Genomic DNA, 22407 nt, shown 5'->3' on the forward strand with positions numbered 1-22407 from the left:
TTTCGATCCCATGCTTTTTGCCCTCAGTTCGTATACTCCGTCTTTTATTCCTGTGGAACAGCGCCTTGATCCATATGCAAGAACTCCCACAGATGTCCGTCCAAATCTTGAAAGCTCCAGCTGTACATGAAGCCGTGGTCAACCGGGTCTTTCGATGGTGTTGCGCCCGCAGCCAATGCTTTGCTTACGATCTCATCGACTTGCGCTCTGCTGTCCGCAGACAACGCGACAATGACCTCGGTGCTTCTCGTTGCATCCGTCAGCTCTTTTTTCGTAAACGTTTGGAAAAACTCTTCGACGAGCAGCATGGCAAAAATGTTTTCGCCGATCACTAGGCATGCTGCATTTTGATCCGTAAATTGCGGGTTAAATTCATAGCCGATTGCTGTAAAAAAGTCTATGGATTTGTTGAGGTCCTTCACCGGTAAATTGACGAAAATTTGTTTGGATTGCAAAGCCATGTGTACTTCCTCCTCGGGTTTGTTTTTCCTTGATGTCTCTATCCTAGCATTTCTGATTGCCCGAGGCTTCTTCTGGATTGCTATTTTGCCACGAAGGTATGTGGCTTCCCTATTGAGTTTCTATGCCGATGGACACTCAGAATGAGACCGAGGACAGCGAAATGAGCTAAAGCAGTTCCTATTCTGCTATAGCTGAGAAAAGGAATTTCAAGTTGTGCGATTGGCACCATGCCTGTTGACATCAGCAGAGGCCATAAGAAGTACACCGAGAATAAAGGAACGATGCTGATTATGAGATGCTTGCCATATGGCTCGTCCACTTCCTTGACGACCCGAACCAGTCTCATCATAAACAGGGTAACGGCTAACAAGATCAAGAGTCCAGCAATCCAGCCATAGCTATAGATTAAATACGTGAACTTGAAATCGGAGTCTATTTGAGGGAATTGTAAAGACGCACCGAAGCCCTTTCCCCAAAAACCTGCCGAGCGAATCGTATCTATCGCTAAGAGATAAAAATAACCGCCTCCTTCAGGATCTTTCATCGGTTGCATCCAGTCCAACAACTTATCAAAAGTGTGGTAATCCAATAACAAGGCAGCTAGATAAGCACCAACAGACGTGATGTAAAGGGGGAGCTTTTCTTTCTTAACTGTCTTCGTGTACATCAAGAGTACAACAAAACCAAATAAGTAAAGCTTAAGATTCAAATACTGTTGCGTCATCAGCAAAAATATAGTTGGCAGAAAAACAAACACAATCAGCTTAGAAGCAGTGCTCCGGAAGCGCCACGCCCTCGTAAGGAGCATACCTGCGACGCTGACGAGAAACAAATACATAGAAATCGTTCCAAAATCAGAAATCCCGAAACGATTGAAATGCACAATCACCCTTCCATAAACTGAATATTCATACCAAATAACAAAAAGAAAAACGCCTACAGTCAGCACGTATACATGCAATGAATATGCCAATAGCTTGCGATAGTCTGTAAAAGCCACCACAAGCATCACCCCGATACCCAGTAGGGCTGAAAGCCAATACCTGTCCAGCTTTTCCTCAAAGAAATTGACCGGAGTTCCATACATCGTAAACAGACCAACAGCCAGAAAAGCCATCACATACACTAGAATTCTCCACTCCACTCTGGGCTTATAAATCTGATGCAGCTGCTTCCCAACCGCAGCAGAATCCCCCATTTGCAAAATGGCTTGCCTTACCGCTTCTTCCTCTCGTGTCCCCTCTTCCATCTGCTCATCCATCAAATCTAACAGGTGACTTTCCAGCTCATCCCGAATTCTGCGATGCATTTCCGTTACCCGCACATGGCGACATACTTGATCGAGATAGTCTGCAATCAATGGATGTGTATTCGTCTGCTTCATGCTCTTCCCTCTCCCAGCACCCGATCAATCCCATCGCGGAACGTATGCCACTCGAGCTTTTTCTCCTTCAATTGCCCGCGACCTTCTGCCGTAATCCGATAGTATTTGCGTTTTCTTCCATCCTTTTCATCCCAATACGCTTCCACGTAACGCTCTGCTTCTAGCGCATGCAGGATCGGATACAGCGTCCCTTCTTTTAATGTAAACAGACCATTTGACTCCTTCTCGATGGCTTTCGCGATCTCATACCCGTACATTTCCTTTCGATCCAGCATCGTCAAGATCAGGATCACGGTACTGCCTTTTAAAAGCTCCTTATTGATTTTCATAGAACCTCCCGATTTAACCGCATATACCTAGATAAACAATACATCATAAATCTATGTATACAATTCTATCATCCAAATCTTGTAAGATCAACACATGTGTAACATTCAGCTTTCGAGAAACGTCTACCTTCTACAGATAAAAAATGGAAAGAGAAAGTGATTCTACCTATGAAAAAGACCAAATACGTCAACATTCTGTTAGCCCTAAGCCTTACTCTATCAATCGTTCCTTCTGTCGCACATTCCGAAAATGCCATCCGTTCAGACAGACCGGAAACGACAGTACTCAAGTACGTTCCGACAGAAAAAGAGATTCAGGTACCACCTGGACTAACGGAACCATTTTTCGTACCATTTGCAGGATCGAGTCCGAATGATCCCTATTACAAAGAGTTCAAGCAGAAATGGTTCCCTCATTTTGCCCTTGTTTCTCCGACCGGGAAAGTAATCGATCAGCAGGAAGCGTTATTATATCCAGGCTACATCAGTCCATTGCAAGACGGGTATGGCTTTTTTCATATCATTACCCACTTTGGTAACAGCTCGTTTATTATTTTCGATAAACAAGGCAACACACAGGAAATAACCACCTATAACGATTACTTCACGCAAATAGACGGAGAGTGGTTTTTTTATTCTCCCACAAGCTATACCTCTTATCTGTACAATGCTCGTACGAAAACATCCAAACAGATCACGGATGGGGCAATATTCACGATGACAAGTGAGCAAACAGGAGTAACAACTTACGACATTCATCATTACCCTTTTGTCCAATACAACAAAAAGGATGGTATGATTCTCTCCTCCAAATTAGGATTGAAAGACATGAATGGAAAAATACACGCGAAGCCATTTTTTGATGAGTACATGGGTTACAGCGAAGGATTGCATCGAGTGAAAATTAATGGCATGACCCACTTTATTACACACGAAGGAAAAGTCGTGTTGAAACCATCCCGAAATTACAAGGTGGAATCCAACTTCCATTCCGGTGTTTTTATCGTGTCAGGCAAAAAGGACAAGGAAGAATTTTACTTATTGATGAATAAAAAAGGAACATTCGCTTCGAAAAAGTATGCCTTTCTGAAAGAGACGAGTGACGGACAGTTTATTGCGGTGTCGAAAACAAAGGACGGGTATTTCTTCCAGAAAATCAATGCGATGGACAAACCAACCACGACTCTTCCTTACAAGCTGGATAAACCAGAGCAGCTCAAACAATTGAAACAGACTGGAAAGCTCTTTCATACAGACACACAGATCATTGCAGACGTGGCGAACAAGCAACCATTCCCGTTTCCGCTCAAGCTGCTCACGCCTCCTAGAAAGGAAACCGTTTCTATGGAATATACGGTAGGTGGCAAGAAATATATCGGTACGTTTACGCATGATGGGACAAAGATATATGCCCGAGAGCTGAAATAGCTGCAAGGTTAGTTCTGTTCCCTATTCTATAAACGAAAGGACGCTGTTTTATGGAACCAACCATTCTATCCCGCGAGGAAACACATGTAATTGGTATCACCTTTACAGCGAATGTGACAGAAGACTTGGGTAAAAAACTCTCCGCTACTACGACTGAAGCTTTGCGAGCTAGAAAAAATGAGATTCAAAATCAGGTTGGTGAGGGCGAATACCTAATCCAAATCTATCCTGACAAAGATGACTTCGATGCAGTCGTTGATCCTTTTACCACCCTAATTGGCGTCGAAGTTTCCAGCCTCGCCGATATTCCCGAAGGGATGGTCAGTCACACGATTCCTGCGGGGACATTTGCAAAAGTAACCCACAAGGGATCCGAGGAAAGCTTGGGAGAGACGTATGGTTTTCTTTACGGGTCTTGGCTCTGCGAATCGGGATATGAGTATGCCGGGTTTGATTTTGAGTATTGGGACGAGCGCTACAAGCCAGAGCAAGAAGACAATGAGATTGATATTTACGTCCCGCTCTTCAAATAAGAGACATAGCGAAAAACCAGGGAATCCGCTCCCTGGTTTTTCTGTTGTTACGATGTTATTATCTACGCACCCACTCCCCTGTCAGCGCATCCACCATATAAAGTGGGGTATCGTGATAATAAATATGATAGACGAGACGCGGCTCTATTTTCCCTGTAGCCGGATTCTCAATCAGCTTGTAAACCAATCGCAGCGGACGATGGGTGACGTATACGCTAGTCGCGTCTTCCCGTGACATTGCGTTGTTTTTGTCAGGAAGCGGTTTAGACTCCTCGGCATACGGGGGAATGATTCCGATCACCTGTTTCCTGTCCACATCAAAATGAACCGTATACCCCCCCATAATCGGGACTCCCTGATGGGACTTGAAGAATTCATATGTTTCGACGTTGCCTTTTCTTGTGGCAGAGCCGAGCAGAAGTTCTTTGGTGTCTAACGGAAGGTATTTCTGAAATTGCTTAGCTGCTTCTTGAACGTTTTCAAGCTTCGGATGAGAGAGCTTCTCCTCTTTCTCATGGATATTTCCATACCGATAGTCAAGAATATCCCCTGTTTCTGTCACCACGGTCATTTCCATTCTCTGTTTGGTTCGCGTCTCTACTTTGTACGTATGTACGCCCGAGCCTTGATGAACCACGAAGGAAAACGGAGGCTCGAATCCCCACTCCCGAAAAAGTCTATCTGCTTCTTCGATATCAGGAGCTACCAGCTTTACGCCTCCCGGTTTTACCGGAATTGGCGGCATTTCTACGAGACCGTAATCGGGATGATAGCGTTCCGTGGGATAAATTTCTCCTGTGATGGCATCGATATCACCTGAAAATGGAAACTCATATTGCAACCGCCCTTCCCCCTCTGAATACAGGAGCCGGGCGCTTTGCCCAAAAATTTGCTCAGCCTGCTTCACTGGCATTGCCTTTTTGGGATCAGGAAAGACCATGCGTGTCGTATCGTTTGTCTGTATCTCTTTTATATGATGCCTGCCCGCCTTGTCTATCGTAAATGTGTATTGGTCCTCCAGAACCGGAATGTTGTTAACCGTCTTGTTCATCACGACATGACCTGTTTCTGTATTGGACAGCGTGCCGTTTACCGCATATTGACTCGCATCTCGACCTGCCAATTCTTGCAGCAGCTTCTTCGCCTGCTCGTATACAGGATGGGCGGGAAGCTGCGGACTACTTGTTGCCGTCACCTGAGGGTCCACACGTTCGTTTTGCCCCATACCAGCCATGATGTACAGCCCAAAGCCAGAAGCGATCACGACTGCTGTCATACCCGCTTTCAACGGATTCATGAACAGCCGTCTCCTCTTGCCAACCCGAATTGTTTCTTGTTCCAGCACAGTACGTAAACTCTCCACAAACTCCTTACGAGGGGGTGTACTTTTTTGCAGAGTCGCTAACCGTTCCAGCATATCTCGTTCATTTTGCCAATCCACTGTACAACTCCCCCTTCTTCGTATGCGACAGTTTGCCATGCAGCAGCTTCAGTGCCCGGTGCATCGTCGTTTTCACGTTTGATTCTGAACACCCCAGTATTTCGGCTGTCTCTTTGACGCTGTACTCTTTAATGCCACGCAGAATGACAACCATGCGGTAATGCGGTGGCAATCCCTTGATCGCAGTGATCAATTCCTGCTCGTCCTCCCGGCTTTCCGCTTCCTGTGCCGGATTCCCTTCCGAAGCTGGCATCACGACAGACAGCCAGTCCCCTGACAACAGCTTTTGCCACTTGCGTTTTCGATAGTAATTCATCGCTGTATGCTTCGCGATCGCAAACAGCCATGTTTTCACCTCAGATCGCTCTTCAAATCGTTCAAGCGAGCGAATCACTCGCAAAAAAACCTCCTGCGTCAAATCTTCTGCATCATTCTGACTGCCGGCAAAGTACAGCAAAAATTGATACACATCATGATAATGCCGCTCATAGATGGCCATGACCTGATGTTTCATTTCTTCATACAAAAAAGCTCCTCCATTCTCTTGCTGTCGGCTGATCGACTACTTTCCTATAGCGAAAATTTTCTCGGATACCCATTAGTGTCTTGAACAGGAAAAAGGTTACAGCAGAATGTTTGAAAATGTTCAGGAATGCAACAGCGACGAATGGATCGGGTAGCCTATAATTTACATGAGTCCTGCTACTTTCCTGATAACACAAGAAGTAAGAACGGAGTGACCTGTATGTATAAACGGCTACTAGCTATCCCGATTGCCGCTTTGCTCCTCGTCCTTGCAGCCTGCGGCAATGGTGGACAAACGGGCGATTCAGCGGCATCGAAACCAACCAGATCGATCAATTACTTGGGCAATACTTATACAATTCCGGCCAGAACCAAAGATATTGTTTTCGTAGGCTTCCCTGCTTCGTATGAAGATTCTTTCTTGCTGGGAATCCCGCCCGTCGCAGCAACCATGGATAAAAACGGGAAATTTCCGGCGGAATATCAAGCCATGACCAGAAACGCCAAGCATCTCCCTTATAATATTGCAGATAACCTAGGTGAGCTGGTTGCCCTCGAACCTGACGTCATCATGACAACTGACAAGACCTCCAAGGAAGACTTGGCCAAATTGCAAACCACTGCATCCGTCATTCCCGTCTCTACGAACGGAGCTCATTGGCAAGAAAACTTGCGTCTGCTCGCTGATGTTCGTGGAAAAGATGCCAATTTGGATACTTTTGTAGGTAAAGTGAAGCAAAACGCATTGGAACTCCGCGACAAGCTCACTCCACTTCCAGAGAAGAAAGTGCTGACGCTGTGGTTCCAAGAAGGCTCCTTCTACGCCTACCCAAAGGATGAACGGTACAATTACCTGTTATATACGGACTTGGCTCTGCCTGTCCCAGATGTCGTCGCAAATGTGCAGGAGCGTACCGCACTCTCTATGGATGCTTTGGCAAAAGAAGATCCCAACTACTTGTTTGTGATGGTCAACAAAGAAGACCAGCCCGCTTTCAAGCAGTTGCAAGAGCAGCCTGCATGGACAAACCTAAGCGCAGTCAAAGCGGATCAAATGTACATGAATGCAGTTGAACCAGGATTAGCTGGTGGCACGGCCTACAGCAACCAATCGTTTTTAAATGCGATTCGAAAACAGATGCTAAAGATGAGTGAATAAAAAGATGGGCTTTGCTCATACTATATTCATCGAGCTCGGTGGTGTATTTTCAATCAGGCTGTAGTCCTTTACGGAGGCGATGTGCCATGGATGATTTACACGATCACCTAGTGAGTAAGGGAAACCGTACACTGCTTTAAGCTTCTAACTTCATACTGGAGGTAGATGCGTCGCACGTGATGATCGGTAACACCTCAAAACTAACGAGCTCGATATATGCCGTCTCCTTTATGGAGGCGGTTTTATTCTTTTAAACACCACCCTTTGTCGGGGTGTAGTGGTGAGGAGGAAACAGGAGAAAACGCTCAGCTTCTTGTCCCACCCCCAGGGAAGCGTAAGCTGCCCGGCTCCATGAAAAAAAGCGAAACCCGCGTCCAAAGTCGTCCATTCAGGATGTGTCTCAGAGGTGGACGCTAAAAGCTTGTTTCTCTTTTTTTCATGGAGCCTCGGTCGGTGTACCAAAGATCTTCGCTTTTTTCTCCTGTTTCCTCTACGAGCTTTCCGTGTTAGACGGGTATTTAAAGCCTTAAAAGATGGAAGAATGTGTTCAATTACGAAAGAGAAGAATATTTCCAGACGTAGCGACTTGTGGAGTCCTACCGAGCGGAGAAGGGATTAGCGGGCAACAGAAACGCAACCGTGCCCGCGCTACGAAGCGGCTACCACTTTTGCGTTTCCCCGCTAATCCCTTCGGAGCGGACAGTCTTAACCCCCAGCAGGACGGAGCCTGGAGCCTAGACTGGAAATATTCTTCTCTCCCCCGCAGCCACATACATAAGAACCTCAAGTTGTTGCTGTAGTGCTGAGGAGGAAACAGGAGAAAACGCTCAGCTTCTTGGGCCACCCGCTGAGGGATTCACTGCCCGGCTCCATGAAAAAAAGCGAAACCCGCGTCCAAAGTCGTCCATTCAAGAGGTGTCTCAGAGGTGGACGCTAAAAGCTTGTTTCTCTTTTTTTCATTGCGCCTCGGTTGGTGTCCCAAAGATCTTCGCTTATTTCTCCTGTTTCCTCTACGAGCTTTCCGTGTTAAACGAGTTTTAAAAGCCTTAAAAAATGGAAGAATGTGTTCAGTTACGACAGAGAAGAATATTTCCAGACGTAGCGACTTGTGGAGTCCTACCGAGCGGAGAAGGGATTTGCGGGCAACAGAAACGCAACCGTGCCCGCGCGACGAAGCGGCTACCACTTTTGCGTTTCCCCGCGAATCCCTTCGGAGCGGACAATCTTAACTCCCAGCAGGACGGAGCCTGGAGCCTAGACTGGAAATATTCTTCTCTTCACCACAGCCAATACGCAGCCACATAAAAAAACAATAAATTTGGTTAATGTGTTCAAATCTATCGCGATTTTCACGACTAAGTTGTGTAACAAAAACAGGTCAGAAGAAGCCGTTAATAGATTGATTCGAAGAAATCGGAATTTCGCCGTTGATTTCTTCATCTTGTTTAAATTCGTATTAATTGGAGTCTTGTGGTTTTTTGAAATCAAAATTATGTATATTACTGCCTTTGTGATTTATCTCCTTATCATGAACACATTTACTTACTTTTACTACCACGTATGGGAAGCTACTGCGGTTTTAAACCAGTACCTTACGCTGCACAGGGTGAGAAGAAGATTTATTAACCTTGCCTCCTCTTTAATATTTATGGTTTTCACTTACGGATTTTTGTACGCCATTTCATTTGCTGAACATTTTAAATGGGGTGATACTCAAGCAATTCCAACGATTCAAAAAGCAATTTTATTTAGTATTTCAAACTCGTTCAATGGGGGATATACAATTGTTTCTTCAAGTACAGAGTTTGGGGAGTTATTGAAAGCATCGGAGATACTAACTGTATTTATATTCGTTGTCATAATATTGGCTAAATCAATTCCGCAAAGCAACAATAAATGAATAGAGAGGGTCGCCAATGACGTATAAGAATAAAGTATATATATGTTTTGATGCTGATAAGGATATGCACTACTACAATATCATGAGAGCGTGGAAGGAGAATGAAAACATTGATTTCACGTTTGCGAATGCTCATGATCTAACTAATATTAGGCTTTTCGAAGAAGAAAATATCAAGAAGCATTTACGTGAGCGAATGAATAATACGAAGCAACTGATAGTCCTAGTTGGTGAAAGTACACGATATCTATATAAGTACGTTAGGTACGAAATTGAACTTGCCATAGAAAGAGATATTCCAATCATAGCAGTGAACTTAAACAAAAAGAATGGAATGGATGAAGAATACTGTCCTCCCCTCCTTATAGATAAAGGGTTCGTAGTTCATGTTCCATTCAACAAGGATGCTATTCTATCTGCTATGAACTATTGGATTGGCACTAACTACGTGAAGATGAAGCAATCTGGTAAGACTAATCTCTACTGGAGTAAATTCGCTAACATTAAATAGTTCATGTAAACAAAAAGCGTCCCTCGGAGGGACGCTTTTTACTCTAGATTGTCGATATTTCGTTTAAGTCCCTCTAGTGATGTATTCAATCATAAGTGTCCGTTCATAGAATTGTGTATGTGGTGATCTAGTAATTCGACAATACAATCGTACCCTTAACGGTGGCTGATGCTGTCGATGTTGCCGCCCGTCCAAGCGTAGCAAGGGCAAGGGCAAGGGCTTTAAGGAATCAATGTGCATTGGCACGGCTTACCCTTCTGGATAACCTTCAACCAACTCAAATATTTATCGGTTTCCATGGGAACGATTTACAGGCAAAATTTCCCAGTATCAGCTTTGGGTAAATTCAAGAGTTAGTCAACGAAGAATGATATTACATCGTGTGAGGTGACGTATGCCTCTGTATCGTTATGAGTTTGCGTAACTCCTCAACGCTAATCAAAGGCTTCCTATGTATCATTCTGTGGCAGTTGCTACACAACATCGCAATATCTTCAACCTTCGTCTTCTCCCCTTCTGTCATCTCAGAAACAAGTCTTTTGTGATGACCTTCAATAAAGTCTATCCCTCTTTCACCATATATGTGTTTGAAATCAGCATCACAGGCTTCACAATACAATCGTCCCTGTCTACTGATAAACAATCTCTTGGCCTCCTTGATTAACTTAGGATTCCGTTCGCGTTTCTTATGAAGCAAAAATGCAATTTTCCCTTCGGGATACTCTTTACCCTCGTAAGTTTGAACATCCCCTACAGAATCTTCATCTTGATACTCACTAACTCTGATTCCAGTCAGTGATGAGATAATTGGCAAGTATAAATTACGATCTGATGGATGCTCAACACATTCTTGCTCAATCAAATCAATAGCTTCAGATATTGAAATCCCCTTAAAAAGACCCTTAAAGGCATTTTTCAAACCAAGATGATGAAGTATTCCCATTGCTTGATAACCACGACTCCACTCGGGATCAAGTTGTAGGGTATGTTCATCAATCCATCGATGAGTGTTTCCGTTGACTATGTACTCGTATATCACTTCGTTTCTTAGCTGCTCGTTGTACGATAAGAACTCCCTATTGCGGGATACTGGGTCTGGAAGCGGGATTTCTCTATTACCGTAAGAATTGCTAGGTACGTTGATATTCCATAGTTGTAAAAGTTCGTCTGCTTGCGCATTTGAAAGCAAGTAATTTGTGTTATTGCTCATTTTGAGGATTAACAGATCAGACAATACAGGATTCTTCTTCAAAAATTCTCTACTGAGATGATTACCTTCAAGTGCCAATTCCTCTACGTCCATTGGGACTCTGGGCAGAACTTCATTGGCATCGCTTGGAGTTACCCAATACTCAGAAGTAACGTCTTTTCTGGAAACAGGCAAGCCTGTAACGGTCGCTCTAGCAATTACACCACCATAACCCGTTTTACCAGCTTCAGAACGCCAAATATAGACTGTGTCCCCGACTTGTACATCTTTTACATAATGTTCCTGCCTGATCGACCAAACAATGTCTTGATTTTCACGTAAGTAGTCATCAACTTTGAAACGATTTGGATTACCCTGAAAAATCCATGTAGTCATATTGGTTCACCTATTTCTCGATTATGTTCAAGAAAATGATTAATTCGCTGGTGCATTAATCCATTTCCTTTACATCCTTTTAGAGGAAACTTCAGAATATGCCTTGAATCAAACACCTTTTCAACGACATTAGCGTAATCCTTACCTGCAAGCACAGTAATTTCATTAAAGCTGAACAAGTCTGTCTGTTCAGCTTGTGCAATAAACTCATCAACAGATATAACTTCTTTAGACTTTTTCTTGAAGGTAACATCATATTGATGACTAACGAGGTCGGACGGGAACAAAAAGCCGTGCTTTGCGGAAAGAATCACCCAGTTCTCAAAAAACGTTTCTGCGTATCTTTGACACGCTTTATGGAAACCGCCTGTGTATACATTTCTTGCTTCAACAGCACCAATATCAGGATGATTATGCCATATTTTTTTTGAACCACAGGGGATAATGCACAATCTCTTCATTTTCGGTTGACTCCTTCGTCATTAAGAAGAGTTTCTGGAAAGACTTCGCTTGCTAAACCGATCAGCAGATACTCAAGAAAAGTCAACGAGGTCTGACCAAACTCTTTCCAAACTCCTGTCCAATTCTTTGACCATGGAGAAATCCAGAAATAGATTGGTTGTCTAAGCATGGGGCTATCTGTTTGAATGGTTTCGAACAACCTTTTAGCCCACTTTTCGTATTTCCTAGTTCTCTTTTCTTCTTGATGACCTGGACAAACAACGGCACTAAGATCTCCAATATGATATGCGTAGTTATACCCCCAACGACAAAACTTCGCGTTATCTCCCTTAATGTTCTCGGATAAGTTACCTCCCTTTTTTCCATATTTCTCAGCCTTGCCAATGTACAGAGGGATAACTTCGTTGTCTACTTTCCAGAACATCATGTATATCAGTCCATCATAGCGATCTGTACTTCTTTGATAATCATTAACTACAATGCCAGACTGTTGTTTTACCAAAGATTCCATCTCATCACTACGTTTGAGCATTAAGCGTTCACTTGCCCCATATGGAAAAACATCAACATTAACACCGTCGATTGTTTGAAAAAGTGGAACACCTTTGCTTATCACTTGATACTCCTCACAAAAGTCATTCCACATTTTAAGTTTGTTGTCCATTATGTTCATAAACCTCGCTCTCAAACTCGTCAATTCAATTTTATCCCAATTAATGCAAAAGAGCGACAGTTTAAGAACTGTCCACTTTCCTTCAGAGAATCGGTTTGTTAGGTGTGATTGCGCTTAAGATCGATCAACATATTAAGCGCATCTAGCTTTGGTTGTGGACAAAAAATACGTAACTATAGATGCCTTAAGCACTTCTAGGTATGAAACGATTTTCAGAGAGCATTCTGAACAAGTCATAAATAGCCTTTGCCAATCGCGGCAAGGGTTATTTGCATTTCAAAAAATTCAATTATCTAGGGGATGGTCGATGTGACAAAGTTTGTGGGCAATGAAAATCAACAAGAGGAAATTTGGAAAGATGTTTTGGATTATGAAGGACTGTATCAGGTAAGTAGTTACGGTAAGATCAATAGTTTAGCCAATGGTTTTACTCGTAAAGAAAAAACTATACAAACGTATCTCAATCGAGAGGGCTATATAGTTGGTTCCTCTTTAACATATTTTGATAATTTAATACTAGATCCATTGAGAAAAGCAATGTTCTTTCAATATTTAAGTTGAGGGTAATATTTCTTTTTTTGGCATAAAGCAAGAACAATTCATCTACATGTAGTTGCTGTAGTGCTTTGAGGAAACAGGAGAAAACGCTCAGCTTCTTGTCCCATCCGCTGGAGGATTGACTGCCCGACTCCATGCAAAAAGCGAAACCGCGTCCAAAGTGGTCCTTTCAGGATGCCTTTTCAGAGGTGGACGCTTAAGGGCGTGTTTCGCTTTTTGCATTCCGCCTCGGTCGGTGTCCCAAAGATCTTCGCTGTTTTCTCCTGTTTCCTCTACGAGCTTTCAGTGTTAGACGGGTTTTAAATGCCTTAAAAGCTTGAAGAATCGCATCAGTTCCGACAGAGAAGAATATTTCCAGACGTAGCGACTTGTGGAGTCCTACCCAGCGGAGAAGGGATTTGCGGGCAAAAGAAACGCAACGTGCCCACGCGACGAAGCGGCTACCACTTTTGCGTTTCCCCGCGAATCCCTTCGGAGCGGACAGTCTTAACCCCCAGCAGGACGGAGCCTGGAGCCTAGACTGGAAATATTCTTCTCTTCACCGCAGCCAATACGCAGCACATAAAAAAGACCCTTGTCCTAAAACAAAGGTCTTCTCCATTGAAAACATTATTCACCTAAATCAACGTTATGGTACACCTGCTGCACATCGTCCAAGTCTTCCAAAGCATCGATCAGCTTTTCGAATTGGGCTTGTACATCTTCTGTTAGCGTGACTTCGTTTTGTGGCAGCATCGTCAGTTCAGCTACGGTAAACTCTGTGACGCCGCCATTTTTGAGTGCTTCTTGTACAGAGTGGAACTGTTCTGCATCTGCGTAAACAATGACAGCACCGTCTTCATCCAAAATGTCGCGCACGTCTACATCCGCTTCCATCAAGAGTTCCAGCACTTCATCAGAGGATTTGCCTTCAAAGCCAAATACCGCTGTTGGGTCAAACATGTAAGCAACCGAACCGGATACGCCCATGTTACCGCCATTTTTGTTGAAAGCGGCACGCACTTCAGGAGCCGTGCGGTTTACGTTGTTGGTCAGTGCATCCACGATGATCATAGAACCGTTTGGCCCGAAGCCTTCATAGCGCAGATCGCTAAATGTTTCATCAGAGCCGCCCTTTGCTTTATCAATCGCGCGGTCGATAATCGCTTTCGGTACGCTGTACGTTTTAGCACGCTCCAGGACGACCTTCAGAGCACGGTTGGACTCTGGGTCCGGCTCGCCTTGCTTTGCCGCCACGTAAATTTCCTTCCCGAACTTCGCATAAATACGACTGGTGCTCGCGTCTTTCGATGCTTTCTTCTCTTTAATATTGTTCCACTTACGACCCATAATCCCACTCTCTTTCAATATGACAGATTCAAAATATAAAAACTCCGGATTCCTTTTACACACTAGCCTATTATACCTCAATCCTATGAAATATGTTAAGCGGTGGAAGAATTTAAAAGCACAGCCCCTTAAATAGGAGAGCTGTGCTTTGGTTTCAAAATCTTACTTCTTGGTCAATCCCTCATAGATCGTCTTGATATTCCATTCCATCATTTTGATGTACGTATCGCCATCTTCTCCCGGCTTTCCGAGAGAGTCCGTAAATACTTTCCCGACAATCGGTACACCCGTTTCATTCGATACCATCTCCATGCTGCGCGGATCGATACTCGTCTCTACGAACAGAGCCGGGATTTTTTTCGCACGGATCGTATCAACCACCTGTGTGACCTGCTCTGGCGTTCCTTGGTTCTCCGAGTTGATTTCCCAAATGTATGCCGCATCAAAATCGTACGCTTCGCTGAAATATTTGAACGCTCCCTCGCTCGTCACAAGCAAACGCTGTTCTTTCGGAATCTGGTTGTATTGCTTAACCGCTTCCTCGTGCAGAGCAGTCAGCTGTTCGATGTACTTCTTGGCGTTTTGCTCATACGTTTCCTTGTGTGCTGGGTCCACCTTGATCAAGGCATTTTTTGCATTCTCCGCATACTTGATGCCATTGCGTACATCCAGCCAAGCGTGCGGGTCTTCTTCGCTCTCTTTGCCTTTCGTCGTCAAATGCTTGGCCGCTACGCCCTCACTGAGTCGGAACACGGGTGCATCCGGACCAGATTTGCCCGCTGTGGTCATGAGATTATTAAACCAAGAGTTACCCGCCTCCAGATTCAAGCCGTTGTAGAAAACCGCGTCTGCATCCGTCGTTTTTTGCACGTCAGCAGGCAATGGATCATATTCATGTGGATTGGAGCCAATCGGAGCAAGACTATGGATCTCTACCCGATCTCCCCCAACGTTTTTCACGATGTCATACAGGATGGAATACGTGGTCACGACCTGCAGCTTGTCACCATCTGACTTCGTGGGCTCGTTCGCACTTTGCGGAGCACCACACCCTGCCATTAATACGGTTGATACTAAAAAAACGAAAAACAGATTCCACTTCTTCATGACGATATTCTCCTTTACTTTGAGAGCTCGACTCGTTTTTGTCGCGCTCGGATTGATTTCCATACCACCCCGTGTTTTCGGGAGAAGAGAAAGGCCAGGAAGAATAACACGGTTGCAACCACGACAATCGTGGCACCAGAGGCCAAATTATAGGTAAAGCTAAAATAAAGGCCAATAACCGCCGACAGCATTCCAAACCCGCCAGCCAAAAAGATCATGATCGACAAACGGTCCGTCAAAAGATAGGCAGTAGCAGCCGGTGTAATCAGCATGGCCACGACTAATACGATTCCTACGGTTTGCAAGGAAGCGACAGTTACCATCGTCAGCAAGGTCATCAGCAAGTAATGAATGAGGTTGTTACGCAAGCCGTAAGCAGCCGCAATGGTCGGATCGAACGAAGTCAGTAACAGTTCTTTGAAAAAAGCGTAGACTGTCACGATGACGATGACCCCGATGCCAACCGTCACCCACATGTCTGACGAACGCACAGCCAATACATTCCCGAACAAAATGTGATACAAATCGGTACTGCTTTTCAACATCGTAACCATGATGATCCCGATCGCAAAGGCGGACGTGAACAAAATTCCAATCGCCGTATCGTTCTTGATGCGGCTATTTTGGCTCACGTAGCCAATTCCAACAGCGGTGAGTACACCCGTTAAAACAGCGCCCACGAAGAAATTGATTCCAAAAGCATAGGAGAGGGCCACCCCAGGTAAAACAGCGTGTGAGATGGCATCCCCCATCAAGGACATTCCCCGCAAGATGATAAAGCTACCGATGACGCCGCAGATTAACCCAACCACTACAGATGTAAACAATGCTTTTTGCAAAAACTCATACTGTCCAATTGCCATCAAGAAATCCATTATGCAAGCACCTCGGTCTTTTCGAGAAATGGGAGTTGATAGGAATATGCTCTCGACATGACTTCTCGATTCAGCACTTCATCGACCGTCCCGTACTTGATCAATTCTTTGTTCATTAGAAGAAGCTGATCAAAATACGCATATGCTTTGGACAAGTCATGATGGACGACGACAATCGTTTTGTCCTCAAACTGCAGCTCTTTCAAGATGCGAATGATTGTATCCTCGCTCGCCACATCAATTCCCACAAACGGCTCGTCCAGAAGCAGCAGCTCTGGTTTTTGCGCAAGTGCCCTTGCCAGGAAGACACGCTGTTGCTGCCCGCCGGAGAGCTCCCCAATCTGCCTGTCGCGGAAATCCTCTAGCCCTACTTTTCTCAGACATTCCAGCGCCCACGCTTTTTCCTTTTTTTTCGGAAATTTGAACAGTCCGACACTTGGGTATGTCCCGATCAGCACTGTATCCATGACGGTGATCGGAAATGTCCAATCAATCATGCTCCGCTGTGGTACATAGGCAATTTTCTTCCGGAATTCATTTGTCTCTTTCCCAAAAATCCACACATTCCCCTTATCTCTCGGAATGAGGTCCAAGAGCGCTTTGATCAGGGTTGACTTCCCTGCCCCATTTGGACCGATGATTCCAACCATGCTCCCTAGTTCAACATCAAACGAAACATTCCGAACAACTTCATTCCCAAAGTAAGAGACATGCAGGTCCCTTACAGCGATAGCAGAATCCATGATTTTTTCCCTCCAAATAATAGCCCGTTATATGATCCCGCCAAAAAAACGATGGTGAAACGGGTAATTCCTTTATGCACATATGCCTTAACACAAAAATGTAGTCTTGTACCAATAATATTCGCCCGAACAAACTAATGTGCATTCGTATAAAAAAGTTTCCCTAATGCAAAATTAAATGATTTCCATTATCATGTCAATATATTCTTTTTTCTGAAATACAAAAAAAGTGCAGCTTTTGTTTTAAAAAGCCAACACTCCCAAAATGTTCCTATTTCGTTCATAATTAAAAGCTTTTTTTCTATAAAAATAAATAAACATATGTGAAACAACTATAGTTATGTTAATATGAACATTATCTGTTTGATAAAAATCTAAAAATTAAAAACTAACTAAAAATAGAGCGAGGTGGATCGTATGCAGGATCAAAAATTGGAGAGAGGTCTAAAAAATAGACACGTACAACTCATCGCGATCGGTGGAGCAATCGGAACAGGATTATTTTTGGGCGCAGGAAAATCGATTCATTTGGCCGGCCCATCCATCTTATTTGCTTACTTGATTACGGGAATCATCTGCTTTTTAATCATGCGCTCACTCGGGGAGCTCCTCTTGAGCAATTTGGACTACCATTCTTTTGTGGATTTCGTCAAAGACTATTTGGGGAATATGGCCGCATTTGTCACGGGCTGGACTTACTGGTTTTGCTGGATTTCGATCGCCATGGCTGACCTGACAGCGGTTGGTCTGTATACGCAATACTGGTTTCCGGAAATACCGCAGTGGATGCCAGGCTTAATTGCCCTCGTGATTTTGTTAATCATGAACCTAGCTACGGTGAAGCTTTTTGGAGAAATGGAATTTTGGTTCGCTCTCGTAAAGGTCATCGCGATTCTCGCCCTGATTTTTGTCGGCATCTTCATGATCATCAAGGGCTTTTCTACGAATGCAGGTGCGTCCAGCTTCACGAATCTCTGGAGTCATGGCGGTATGTTCCCGAACGGCTTCAATGGGTTCCTTCTCTCCTTCCAGATGGTCGTGTTCGCATTTGTTGGGATTGAGCTCGTCGGTTTGACAGCCGGTGAAACAGAAGATCCAAAACGAGTCATTCCAAAAGCGATTAACCAAATCCCGATTCGGATTTTGATTTTCTATGTTGGCGCACTTATCGTCATCATGAGCATTTATCCTTGGAATGCGATCAACCCGTTGGAGAGTCCATTCGTGCAGGTCTTCGCAGCGATTGGCATTGCAGCCGCTGCCGGTATCGTCAACTTCGTGGTACTGACATCCGCCGCTTCCGCATGTAATAGCGCCATTTTTAGTACAAGCCGGATGGTTTACTCCCTTGCCAAAGAAAAGAATGCACCTGTGCCTCTTACCAAACTGACTGCCAACAAGGTCCCGGCAAATGCACTACTCTTTTCGACGGTTGTTATCCTTATCGCAGTTGTATTGAATTACGTCATGCCAGAAGGCGTCTTTACATTGATCACAAGCGTGTCGACCGTTTGCTTTATCTTTATTTGGGGAATCACCGTCATCTGTCATTTGAAATATCGCAAAACGAGACCAGATTTAGCAAAAGCGAATACATTTAAAATGCCGCTCTATCCTTTTGCCAACTACCTGATCCTAGCATTCCTTGCCTTCATTCTAGTCGTCCTTGCACTCGCGGAAGATACACGAGTCGCCTTGTTCATCACACCTGTATGGTTTATTCTGCTCGTCGTGATTTACAAACTGCGGAAAACGAAGACAAATGAAATAGAGGTAGCAGAACACTAAGCAGCGCCTCCTGTTTTCACTTTCAACATCGGTGAAAATGGGAGGTGTTTTATTTTGATCACAAGACCCTTTTTGCACTTGAGATCGTACATAAACGGAAAATAGGAGACGAAGCCTCTTTTTCAAATTTTTTATAAAAGAAAACTAGCTTCCTTCCGCTTCGATGTGTACTATATGTAAAAAACCAAATCCAGCATGAGGTGATAGTAAACATGACACAGCAGCATTCGTCCTTTGCAAGACCTCCACTCGCAGATTGCATTCCTGATCTCGTTGCCTTTTCCAGAGGGGAGAAAAAAGCGACTCTCTTCATCCATAACGGCACTCTCGTCAATGTTCTCTCCGGTGAAATCTTGCCGAATATGTCCGTGGCTGTCGTTGGCACTCGTATCGCCTATGTCGGTCCTTTTGTGGAAGGGATGACGGATGAATCCACCAAGATCATCGATGCCAAAGGAAAGTATATGGCACCAGGACTGTTGGACGGGCACTGTCATATCGAAAGCAGCATGCTGTCCGTGACGCAGTTCGCCAATGCGGTACTGCCGCTCGGAACGACAGGCGGCTTTTTCGATGCGCATGAGATCTCAAATGTTCTCGGTCTACCTGGTTTGCGCATCATGCTGGATGAGGCGAGACAAACACCGATGGCTGCTTACATGCAGGTCGCTTCCTGCGTCCCTTCAACGGATGCTTCTTTTGAAACGGCTGGGGCAGAATTCGGACCAGCGGAGGTCGCGGAAGCATTGAGCTGGGGACCAGATATGATCGCACTGGGAGAAGTCATGAATTTCCCTGGTGTCGTATACGGAGACCCGAAAATGATTGGAGAGATTCAAGCGACACTGCGGGCAGGAAAAGTAGTGGATGGTCACTATACATGGCCTTCAAGTGATCCGCGTCTGGCTGCTTACGCTGCTGCGGGTGTAACCGGCTGCCATGAATGTGTGACCAGCGAAGATGTCGCACAGCGCGTACGCCTCGGCATGTATGCCAAAATGCGCCGCGGCTCTGCGTGGCACGATGTTGCAGCAACGATCAAAGCACACACCGAACAGGGCATTGACTCCCGCCGGATGATGCTCGTGTCCGATGACCGCATCTGTGATTCGTTGAAAGAAGAAGGTCATATGAACTTCATCGTTAGACACGCGATCTCGCAAGGAGTGAAGCCCGTTACTGCCTTCCAGATGGCGACCATCAATACAGCAGAACGATTCGGTGTCGCAAGAGATGTAGGCTCGATCGCACCGGGTATCATCGCCGATATGATTTTGCTCGACGGAAATCTGGCTGATGTGGATGTCGTAATGACGATCGCACGCGGTGAAGTAGTGGCGGAAAACGGTGAGATGACGCTCGAACTTCCTCCGTTCCCTTACCCTGCGTTTGCTGTCAACTCTGTGAAAATCAAGGCTGAGCTCACTCCATCTGACTTCATCATCAAGACCCCTGTTCCGTCTGGGACGATCAAAACGCGCGTGGCAGTTGTCCGCGAAAATCACGTAGAGACGGACGAAGTGTTTGTCGATGTAGCTATCGCAAATGGTGAGCTTCAGGTTACGCCAGAGAGCACGTTGTGCAAAATGGCTATTTTCGAGCGCCATGGGAAAACAGGCGGCTCAGGCATCGGGATTGTCGGCAATGTCGGATTTAACCAGCCAGCAGCGATTGCCATGACTGTCGCCCATGACTGCCATAACGTGCTTGTCATCGGAAACGACGATGAGCGGATGGCACAAGCAGCCAATGCTGTGATCAGCATGCAAGGCGGTATCGCTGTCGTGACTGGAGACGGCGAAATCGTGGAGCTTCCTCTGCGTTTAGCTGGACTGATGTCGACAGAGCCTTATGAAACAGTTGTGCAGCAATCCATGGAGATTAGCCATGCATTGGTGAAAGCGGGCTGCACGATGAACTACGCCTTTATGACATTGTCTTTGCTAGCTCTGGTCGTCATACCGACCTTGCACATATCGGATACGGGCTTGATTCGCATTTCAGATGCGGGATTTGAGCGAGTATCACTGTTTGTGGAATAACGACGACATCCCCTCTTTTGCGAATGTGCAGAAGAGGGTTTTCTCTTTTTCGTTACCCTATTCCTCGACCAACTGAACCACTTTACATAATTGATAGAAATAGAAAACCCCACGCATTTGTACAAGATTCATCTGATCCAGATAACGCAGTGTTTCCAAAGCGATGTTTCGCGCCTCTTTCACATCCTCTTCATTCATGTTCGCGATGGCTTCCTTTAGCTCCACAACCGATAAAGAATAGACAGCAGGTCGCAGCGTACGAAGCAGCATGATTTTGCGGATTTGCGAGCGATTGAAGAGACGGTAGCCATTTTTCTCATCGCGGGAAGTCGTAATGAGTCCAACCTTTTCCCAGTGGCGGATCGTTGAGCTGGGCAGTGAAGTCATGGCTGCTACCTCTTTAATCGTCATCCATTCACTGTTTCCAGCTTCCTCCACCTTAACTGCTCCACCGTCTTCAAGCATCGCCAAGTTTCGTTCGGCTAACTGCTTATCCCTATGTAGATTAGCCTGTACCTCATTCACAAGCCACAGAGCAGCCTGCAACTGTCTATCCTGAATCAGTCGCATGACCTGAGCCGTCACTTCCATTCCAAAGCCAGGAGACATGGCTTGAATACATGTAAAATAAGCGACGTGCTCCTCCGTATACTTCCGGTAGCCGCTCGCAGACCGCGCCACAGGCGGAACCAGCCCATGCGCTTCATAATTGCGCAAGGCGCTCGTGCTCAGCTTTAGCTTACGTGCAATATCAATGGGACGCATGGCAACCAGCCCCCTAACCGATTTTCTTTCATAAAGATTAAAGCTTAGTTGTAAAGTTACTTCAATCTAAATCTGCTTTATTCCTTTTATTTTGGCTAAACCTTTTAATTCGCACCAATGTTGTAAGATGAAAGTGACAAGTGGAAGGAGGCGCATTAACCCATGCACAAAGCTGAATTCGAACGGCAACTGACAACGCTCATTCAAAAAGGCTATCCTGAAATGGCGGGCATGACAGCAGATGAGTTCAGGAAAAATCTGGACCCTCTGCAACCACTGGCAGAAGCTCTCCCCATACAAGAAGACGACCAGCAAGAGGGCCTCGTCCCCTTTGTTCTCGTGGTGAAAGGCGATTGGTTCGACGGAGAAAAAGCGATGCAAGCAATCGAGCGGCAAAAGAAAGCTGGCTTCAGTGTCATGGATGCGGAAGAAATCCGGCGGTTTACACCCATCGAGGGCATCGAGATTCCTACAGGAATGGCTTACCTAATGACCGGAATTGATACAGGAAAAGAGACGTTGAACGTCACTCCGAATGACGCGATGCCCACCCTCTTGGAGCAACAGCGTTCTCCGCTCACGCTGGAAGAAGGGATTGCCCTGATCACTCACTTCCCGGATCAGGTAAAGAAAAACAACGGCTTTTCTCTACTCGGCTCTCGTTGTGGCGACCGACGCGTAACGGCCATGTGGATCAGCGAAAATAAACCGAAGCTAGGCTGGTGCTGGGCCGGCAATCCACATACGTGGCTCGGTTCGGCTTCCTGCCAAGCTCGTTTGGACGAAAAAAAACCTTGAAGCTCATTCA

21 protein-coding genes are annotated in these 22407 nt (G+C 45.2%); 8 read left to right on the forward strand and 13 right to left on the reverse strand.

Annotation, left to right across the window (positions count from 1 at the left end; translation table 11 throughout):
- Positions 1 to 44 precede the first annotated feature (44 nt).
- The 3 genes from ACFVS2_RS12600 to ACFVS2_RS12610 all read right to left on the reverse strand — a co-directional run bounded on the left by ACFVS2_RS12600 (position 45) and on the right by ACFVS2_RS12610 (position 2175).
- Positions 45 to 461 (reverse strand): VOC family protein, encoded by a 417-nt coding sequence (locus ACFVS2_RS12600; RefSeq protein ID WP_390234289.1) that lies wholly within the window; start codon positions 459 to 461, stop codon positions 45 to 47.
- An 80-nt stretch (positions 462 to 541) separates the two neighbouring features.
- Positions 542 to 1846, reverse strand: coding sequence for an FtsW/RodA/SpoVE family cell cycle protein (locus ACFVS2_RS12605; protein WP_390234292.1), 1305 nt, complete (start codon positions 1844 to 1846; stop codon positions 542 to 544).
- A complete protein-coding gene (locus ACFVS2_RS12610) occupies positions 1843 to 2175 on the reverse strand; it encodes a PadR family transcriptional regulator (protein WP_048031793.1) in 333 nt (110 codons plus the stop codon). The genes ACFVS2_RS12605 and ACFVS2_RS12610 overlap by 4 nt, the downstream gene beginning before the upstream one ends.
- Before the next feature lie 168 nt (positions 2176 to 2343).
- Here ACFVS2_RS12610 and ACFVS2_RS12615 point away from each other — a divergent pair, with 168 nt between their 5' ends.
- Both ACFVS2_RS12615 and ACFVS2_RS12620 read left to right on the forward strand, forming a co-directional pair.
- Positions 2344 to 3603 (forward strand): hypothetical protein, encoded by a 1260-nt coding sequence (locus ACFVS2_RS12615; protein WP_390234295.1) that lies wholly within the window; start codon positions 2344 to 2346, stop codon positions 3601 to 3603.
- A 50-nt stretch (positions 3604 to 3653) separates the two neighbouring features.
- Complete coding sequence (locus ACFVS2_RS12620; protein WP_390234297.1) at positions 3654 to 4136, forward strand: GyrI-like domain-containing protein; 483 nt, start codon at positions 3654 to 3656, stop codon at positions 4134 to 4136.
- 58 nt (positions 4137 to 4194) lie between these two features.
- Here ACFVS2_RS12620 and ACFVS2_RS12625 read toward each other — a convergent pair whose 3' ends face one another.
- Together ACFVS2_RS12625 and ACFVS2_RS12630 are read right to left on the reverse strand one after the other, a co-directional pair.
- Positions 4195 to 5577, reverse strand: a complete 1383-nt coding sequence (locus ACFVS2_RS12625) for a hypothetical protein (RefSeq protein WP_390234300.1) — start codon at positions 5575 to 5577, stop codon at positions 4195 to 4197.
- Complete coding sequence (locus ACFVS2_RS12630; RefSeq protein ID WP_390234302.1) at positions 5561 to 6103, reverse strand: RNA polymerase sigma factor; 543 nt, start codon at positions 6101 to 6103, stop codon at positions 5561 to 5563. Before ACFVS2_RS12630 ends, ACFVS2_RS12625 begins: the two co-directional genes overlap by 17 nt.
- Before the next feature lie 219 nt (positions 6104 to 6322).
- Here ACFVS2_RS12630 and ACFVS2_RS12635 point away from each other — a divergent pair, with 219 nt between their 5' ends.
- Together ACFVS2_RS12635 and ACFVS2_RS12640 are read left to right on the forward strand one after the other, a co-directional pair.
- Positions 6323 to 7261 carry an ABC transporter substrate-binding protein gene (locus ACFVS2_RS12635; protein ID WP_390234305.1) on the forward strand — a complete coding sequence of 313 codons (939 nt, stop codon included), beginning with the start codon at positions 6323 to 6325 and terminating at the stop codon, positions 7259 to 7261.
- 1916 nt (positions 7262 to 9177) lie between these two features.
- Positions 9178 to 9672 (forward strand): TIR domain-containing protein, encoded by a 495-nt coding sequence (locus tag ACFVS2_RS12640; protein WP_390234307.1) that lies wholly within the window; start codon positions 9178 to 9180, stop codon positions 9670 to 9672.
- A gap of 373 nt (positions 9673 to 10045) precedes the next feature.
- Here ACFVS2_RS12640 and ACFVS2_RS12645 read toward each other — a convergent pair whose 3' ends face one another.
- Genes ACFVS2_RS12645 through ACFVS2_RS12655 form a run of 3 tightly spaced genes read right to left on the reverse strand, consistent with a single transcriptional unit; the run spans position 10046 to position 12383 of the window.
- Positions 10046 to 11257, reverse strand: coding sequence for an EVE domain-containing protein (locus ACFVS2_RS12645; RefSeq protein WP_390234309.1), 1212 nt, complete (start codon positions 11255 to 11257; stop codon positions 10046 to 10048).
- Positions 11254 to 11718, reverse strand: coding sequence for a DUF6884 domain-containing protein (locus tag ACFVS2_RS12650; RefSeq protein ID WP_390234312.1), 465 nt, complete (start codon positions 11716 to 11718; stop codon positions 11254 to 11256). The genes ACFVS2_RS12645 and ACFVS2_RS12650 overlap by 4 nt, the downstream gene beginning before the upstream one ends.
- Positions 11715 to 12383 (reverse strand): hypothetical protein, encoded by a 669-nt coding sequence (locus ACFVS2_RS12655; protein WP_390234314.1) that lies wholly within the window; start codon positions 12381 to 12383, stop codon positions 11715 to 11717. The genes ACFVS2_RS12650 and ACFVS2_RS12655 overlap by 4 nt, the downstream gene beginning before the upstream one ends.
- Before the next feature lie 318 nt (positions 12384 to 12701).
- Between ACFVS2_RS12655 and ACFVS2_RS12660 the strand changes: the two genes are divergently transcribed.
- Positions 12702 to 12953, forward strand: coding sequence for an NUMOD4 domain-containing protein (locus tag ACFVS2_RS12660; protein WP_390234316.1), 252 nt, complete (start codon positions 12702 to 12704; stop codon positions 12951 to 12953).
- Positions 12954 to 13559: 606 nt separating this feature from the next.
- On the opposite strand, the gene ACFVS2_RS12665 is transcribed toward ACFVS2_RS12660, so the two are convergent.
- The 4 genes from ACFVS2_RS12665 to ACFVS2_RS12680 all read right to left on the reverse strand — a co-directional run bounded on the left by ACFVS2_RS12665 (position 13560) and on the right by ACFVS2_RS12680 (position 17004).
- Positions 13560 to 14279: a YebC/PmpR family DNA-binding transcriptional regulator gene (locus tag ACFVS2_RS12665; protein WP_173621438.1), complete on the reverse strand. Its 720-nt coding sequence runs from the start codon at positions 14277 to 14279 to the stop codon at positions 13560 to 13562.
- A gap of 162 nt (positions 14280 to 14441) precedes the next feature.
- Positions 14442 to 15386 carry a metal ABC transporter substrate-binding protein gene (locus ACFVS2_RS12670; protein WP_390234320.1) on the reverse strand — a complete coding sequence of 315 codons (945 nt, stop codon included), beginning with the start codon at positions 15384 to 15386 and terminating at the stop codon, positions 14442 to 14444.
- A 14-nt stretch (positions 15387 to 15400) separates the two neighbouring features.
- Positions 15401 to 16261, reverse strand: a complete 861-nt coding sequence (locus ACFVS2_RS12675; protein ID WP_390234322.1) for an iron chelate uptake ABC transporter family permease subunit — start codon at positions 16259 to 16261, stop codon at positions 15401 to 15403.
- Positions 16261 to 17004, reverse strand: coding sequence for a metal ABC transporter ATP-binding protein (locus tag ACFVS2_RS12680; protein ID WP_390234325.1), 744 nt, complete (start codon positions 17002 to 17004; stop codon positions 16261 to 16263). Before ACFVS2_RS12680 ends, ACFVS2_RS12675 begins: the two co-directional genes overlap by 1 nt.
- A gap of 417 nt (positions 17005 to 17421) precedes the next feature.
- On the opposite strand from ACFVS2_RS12680, the gene ACFVS2_RS12685 reads away from it, so the two are divergent.
- Complete coding sequence (locus tag ACFVS2_RS12685) at positions 17422 to 18792, forward strand: amino acid permease (RefSeq protein ID WP_390234328.1); 1371 nt, start codon at positions 17422 to 17424, stop codon at positions 18790 to 18792.
- A gap of 212 nt (positions 18793 to 19004) precedes the next feature.
- Positions 19005 to 20834: an adenine deaminase gene (locus ACFVS2_RS12690; protein ID WP_390234331.1), complete on the forward strand. Its 1830-nt coding sequence runs from the start codon at positions 19005 to 19007 to the stop codon at positions 20832 to 20834.
- 57 nt (positions 20835 to 20891) lie between these two features.
- On the opposite strand, the gene ACFVS2_RS12695 is transcribed toward ACFVS2_RS12690, so the two are convergent.
- Positions 20892 to 21599 carry a MerR family transcriptional regulator gene (locus tag ACFVS2_RS12695; protein ID WP_390234334.1) on the reverse strand — a complete coding sequence of 236 codons (708 nt, stop codon included), beginning with the start codon at positions 21597 to 21599 and terminating at the stop codon, positions 20892 to 20894.
- Between the two features lie 162 nt (positions 21600 to 21761).
- On the opposite strand from ACFVS2_RS12695, the gene ACFVS2_RS12700 reads away from it, so the two are divergent.
- Entirely contained in the window at positions 21762 to 22397 is a 636-nt protein-coding gene (locus tag ACFVS2_RS12700; protein ID WP_390234336.1) for a DUF5701 family protein, read from the forward strand.
- Positions 22398 to 22407 lie beyond the last annotated feature (10 nt).

The sequence above is a fragment of the Brevibacillus sp. NPDC058079 genome (assembly GCF_042885155.1).
Lineage (GTDB): Bacteria > Bacillota > Bacilli > Brevibacillales > Brevibacillaceae > Brevibacillus.

Coding starts and splice junctions, on each gene's coding strand:
- ACFVS2_RS12655 (WP_390234314.1), bottom strand. CDS start 12,383: ATGGACAACAAACTTAAAATGTGGAATGACTTTTGTGAGGAGTATCAA.
- ACFVS2_RS12670 (WP_390234320.1), bottom strand. CDS start 15,386: ATGAAGAAGTGGAATCTGTTTTTCGTTTTTTTAGTATCAACCGTATTA.
- ACFVS2_RS12690 (WP_390234331.1), top strand. CDS start 19,005: ATGACACAGCAGCATTCGTCCTTTGCAAGACCTCCACTCGCAGATTGC.
- ACFVS2_RS12665 (WP_173621438.1), bottom strand. CDS start 14,279: ATGGGTCGTAAGTGGAACAATATTAAAGAGAAGAAAGCATCGAAAGAC.
- ACFVS2_RS12610 (WP_048031793.1), bottom strand. CDS start 2,175: ATGAAAATCAATAAGGAGCTTTTAAAAGGCAGTACCGTGATCCTGATC.
- ACFVS2_RS12675 (WP_390234322.1), bottom strand. CDS start 16,261: ATGGATTTCTTGATGGCAATTGGACAGTATGAGTTTTTGCAAAAAGCA.
- ACFVS2_RS12695 (WP_390234334.1), bottom strand. CDS start 21,599: ATGCGTCCCATTGATATTGCACGTAAGCTAAAGCTGAGCACGAGCGCC.
- ACFVS2_RS12615 (WP_390234295.1), top strand. CDS start 2,344: ATGAAAAAGACCAAATACGTCAACATTCTGTTAGCCCTAAGCCTTACT.
- ACFVS2_RS12600 (WP_390234289.1), bottom strand. CDS start 461: ATGGCTTTGCAATCCAAACAAATTTTCGTCAATTTACCGGTGAAGGAC.
- ACFVS2_RS12645 (WP_390234309.1), bottom strand. CDS start 11,257: ATGACTACATGGATTTTTCAGGGTAATCCAAATCGTTTCAAAGTTGAT.
- ACFVS2_RS12605 (WP_390234292.1), bottom strand. CDS start 1,846: ATGAAGCAGACGAATACACATCCATTGATTGCAGACTATCTCGATCAA.
- ACFVS2_RS12680 (WP_390234325.1), bottom strand. CDS start 17,004: ATGGATTCTGCTATCGCTGTAAGGGACCTGCATGTCTCTTACTTTGGG.
- ACFVS2_RS12700 (WP_390234336.1), top strand. CDS start 21,762: ATGCACAAAGCTGAATTCGAACGGCAACTGACAACGCTCATTCAAAAA.
- ACFVS2_RS12685 (WP_390234328.1), top strand. CDS start 17,422: ATGCAGGATCAAAAATTGGAGAGAGGTCTAAAAAATAGACACGTACAA.
- ACFVS2_RS12635 (WP_390234305.1), top strand. CDS start 6,323: ATGTATAAACGGCTACTAGCTATCCCGATTGCCGCTTTGCTCCTCGTC.
- ACFVS2_RS12620 (WP_390234297.1), top strand. CDS start 3,654: ATGGAACCAACCATTCTATCCCGCGAGGAAACACATGTAATTGGTATC.
- ACFVS2_RS12650 (WP_390234312.1), bottom strand. CDS start 11,718: ATGAAGAGATTGTGCATTATCCCCTGTGGTTCAAAAAAAATATGGCAT.
- ACFVS2_RS12640 (WP_390234307.1), top strand. CDS start 9,178: ATGACGTATAAGAATAAAGTATATATATGTTTTGATGCTGATAAGGAT.